Here is a 3,101-nt window from a genome sequence, read left to right on the forward strand (position 1 = left end):
CCTGACTGATGCGACGAGAGGATGCGACCGATGAAAGTTACCATGTTGAGACGTGTACTGGCAGTGAGCTGCGCGACGGCGCTTGCGGCATCGATGTTGCTTACGGGCGCAGGATGTTCGAAGGCCGATGAGGGGGCTGCGCCCAGAGCGACGGCACCGGAGAGTGAGACGGTGCAGGATGGTGCAGGCATCACGTTCACCGATGACCAGGGTAATCAAGTGGCGGTGGACAGCCATAAGCGCGTGGTGGCCTGTATGGGAAGCTTCGCCAACACCTGGGAGCTTGCGGGCGGTACCTTGGTGGGCGCTTCCGACGATGCGTTCGACGGCTACGCTTTGCAGTCCGAAAACGTTCAGAAGGTAGGCGATTTTACGAGCCCCAACCTTGAAGCTATCATCGCGTTGGAGCCCGATTTCGTCATCATGACCGGAGGTACGGGCGGGCGCGGCGGTAATTCGAGCCAGACCGATTTGAAAGCGGCGCTTGATGCCTCGGGCATCCCTGTTGCCTACTTCGACGTGACCACGTTCTCCGATTACCTGCGCATGCTGCGGACGTGCTGCGATATCACCGGTCGCGATGATCTGTACCAGCAAAACGGCCAGGCTGTCTTAGACGAGACGGAGGCCGTGCGGGCGAAGGTGCCTGCGGACAGGGCCCCGACGGTGCTGCTTATGACCACCTATTCGGGCGGTACGCGCGTGCAGTCTTCCGCGTCGATGACCGGGGCTATGTTGGCCGATCTCGGCTGCAAGAACCTCGCCGACGAGAACAGGAGCTTGCTGAAGGATTTCAGCCTGGAGTCGATCATCGAGATGAACCCGGATTTCATTTTCGTGGTGCCTATGGGCAACGACGATGCGGCGGCGTTGAAGAACCTTGAGGCAGCTACGGCGGCGAACCCCGCCTGGGCCACGCTCTCCGCGGTGGAGGGCGGCAACTACCTTACCTTGTCGAAAGAGCTGTTCCTGTACAAGCCGAACGCAAACTGGGCCGAGAGCTATCGAGTGCTTTTCGACGACCTGTACGCCTAGGGTTTGACGGCGATGCGCAAGACGGTGGTCGTCGCGGTTTCCCTTGTCGTGCTCGCGTGCGCGGTGGCCCTGGCCTTTCTGGTGGGGTCGTCGTCGGTGAGCCTAGGTGATCTGGCAGCTTGGGCGACGGGCGGCGACGTGAGCGCAGCAGCCAAGAGCATCCTTGTGAACGTGCGTCTGCCGCGGGTGCTGGCGGCGCTGCTCTCGGGTGCGGCGCTAGCGGTGGCGGGTGCGATCATCCAGGCGGTGCTCGACAACCCGCTTGCCAGCCCCAACATCATCGGCATCAACTCGGGTGCGGGATTGTTCGTGCTTGTCGCGGCAAGCGTGTTTCCCAGCGTGCTTTGGTTGCCGCCTCTGGCGGCGTTTACCGGTGCGCTGGTTACGGCTCTGATAATCTTCGGCATCTCGCTGGGTGCCATGACGTCGCGGCTCACCGTGGTGCTGGCGGGTATCGCCATCACCACGGTATTCGGTGCGGGCATGAACACTATCCTCATCGTGAATCCCGATGCCTACATAGGGTCATCGTCGTTTCTGGTGGGCGGCCTTTCAGGCGTGCTGTTGGACGACCTGCTGTGGCCGGTTGCCTATATCGCCTCGGGCTTGGTTGCGGCGTTTTTTGCGGCCGGCCGCCTCAACATCATGGCGCTCGGCGACGAGACGGCCCATGCGCTCGGCCTTAGGGTGGGTGCCTGCCGCTTGGGCCTGCTAGCGCTCTCGGCGGTGCTCGCCGGTGCTGCGGTCAGTTTTGCGGGTTTGCTGGGATTCGTAGGCTTGATCATCCCGCATCTGGTGCGCTTCTTTGCCGGCTATGACAACCGCTTCGTACTGCCCCTGTCCGCGGTGGTGGGGGCGGCGTTCGTGGTGGTGTGCGACTTGCTCTCGCGTGTGCTGTTTGCGCCTTATGAGGTGCCCGTGGGCATCTTCATGGCGTTTCTGGGAGGTCCGTTCTTCATCTACCTCATTCTGAAGAACAGGAGGAGCAGCCTTGACTGAGTCTCTTTCTCAGAGCGCGCACGCGCAACCCCGCGTGATGCCGGGTGAGGTGCTAGGCGGCTCATCGCGGGGCCTCTCATCGTCTCAGCCCGTTGCGACTGCTGCCGAGCGGTACTCGCCGTCTGCCGAGCCCGCCGCCGAACTGCTCAACGTGTCGTTCTCCTATACTAAGGACGCCTTTATCGAAGGTCTTTCGGCGGTCTTCCCCCATGGTGCCGTAACGAGCATCGTGGGCCCTAACGGCTGCGGGAAGTCCACGGTGGTGAAGCTGATCGACGGTCTTCTGCGCCCCTCGGCAGGGGAGGCGCACGTGGAGGGCGTACGTACGCTGGCGCTTCACGCCAAAGAGCGCGCGCGGCGTGTGGCCGTGCTCGCACAGGCGGGTCGCCCCCCGGCCATGACCGTTGAGGCTTTGGTGGCCTGCGGACGGCATCCGCATCTCGAGCGGTTCGGCAGGCTCACTCGCGACGACCGCGAGCAGGTGGAGTACGCGCTCGAGCGTACCGGTATCGCACGCTTCCGCGCAAGCGACTTGCGCCGCCTCTCGGGAGGGGAGCGCCAGCGTGCTTTCATCGCCATGACGCTTGCGCAGGATACGCGGCTCATCGTGTTGGATGAGCCTACCACGTATCTGGATATCCGCGCTTGCCACGAGGTTATGCAGCTGGTTCGCACCCTGAACGAAAAGGAAGGCAAGACCGTGGTTATGGTCATTCACGACCTGGATCTTGCCCTGCGCTACTCGGATCGTTTGCTGGTGATGGAGCGGGGGCGCGCCGTCGCGGCTGGAACTGTCGAGGAGGTGCTGGCTGCCGGTGCCGTGGAGCATGCTTTCGGCGTGAGTATCCATCCCCATGAGACGGCTGCGGGCCGTGCCTATACGTTGTTTCCGGGCTAGGCTTCTGTTTCTGCGTGCATCCGCGCGTTACGCTTTCGATTCGCTTGGAGCGTTCTCGCCGACCATCGCCTGCAGCTCACGCTTCGTGTGGATGCCGAGCTTTTGGTAGATACGACGGGTGTGGGACTTCAGCGTTCCGTTTGCGATGACGAGCTCGCGCTCGATGGCT

At 62.7% G+C, this 3,101-nt stretch carries 4 protein-coding genes; 3 read left to right on the plus strand and 1 reads right to left on the minus strand.

The genetic code is table 11. The features are described from left to right. Positions 1-30: 30 nt before the first annotated feature. From RR842_RS13235 to RR842_RS13245, 3 genes are read left to right on the plus strand one after another with little or no spacing between them, the layout of a single operon-like run. Positions 31-1,035: an ABC transporter substrate-binding protein gene (locus RR842_RS13235; protein ID WP_332730062.1), complete on the plus strand. Its 1,005-nt coding sequence runs from the start codon at positions 31-33 to the stop codon at positions 1,033-1,035. A 12-nt stretch (positions 1,036-1,047) separates the two neighbouring features. Next, positions 1,048-2,034 (plus strand): iron ABC transporter permease, encoded by a 987-nt coding sequence (locus RR842_RS13240; protein ID WP_332565247.1) that lies wholly within the window; start codon positions 1,048-1,050, stop codon positions 2,032-2,034. Beyond that, on the plus strand, positions 2,027-2,932 hold the full coding sequence (locus RR842_RS13245) for an ABC transporter ATP-binding protein (RefSeq protein WP_332512240.1): 906 nt from the start codon (positions 2,027-2,029) through the stop codon (positions 2,930-2,932). Before RR842_RS13240 ends, RR842_RS13245 begins: the two co-directional genes overlap by 8 nt. Before the next feature lie 27 nt (positions 2,933-2,959). Here the strand turns inward: RR842_RS13245 and RR842_RS13250 are convergent, their stop codons facing one another. Further along, on the minus strand, positions 2,960-3,097 hold the full coding sequence (locus RR842_RS13250; RefSeq protein WP_332517713.1) for a LuxR C-terminal-related transcriptional regulator: 138 nt from the start codon (positions 3,095-3,097) through the stop codon (positions 2,960-2,962). Positions 3,098-3,101 lie beyond the last annotated feature (4 nt).

This window comes from Gordonibacter sp., from assembly GCF_036667095.1.
Classification (GTDB): domain Bacteria; phylum Actinomycetota; class Coriobacteriia; order Coriobacteriales; family Eggerthellaceae; genus Gordonibacter.

Excerpts from the sequence above, each read along its gene's own strand:
- RR842_RS13240 (WP_332565247.1), top strand. The coding sequence starts at position 1,048 with ATGCGCAAGACGGTGGTCGTCGCGGTTTCCCTTGTCGTGCTCGCGTGC.
- RR842_RS13235 (WP_332730062.1), top strand. The coding sequence starts at position 31 with ATGAAAGTTACCATGTTGAGACGTGTACTGGCAGTGAGCTGCGCGACG.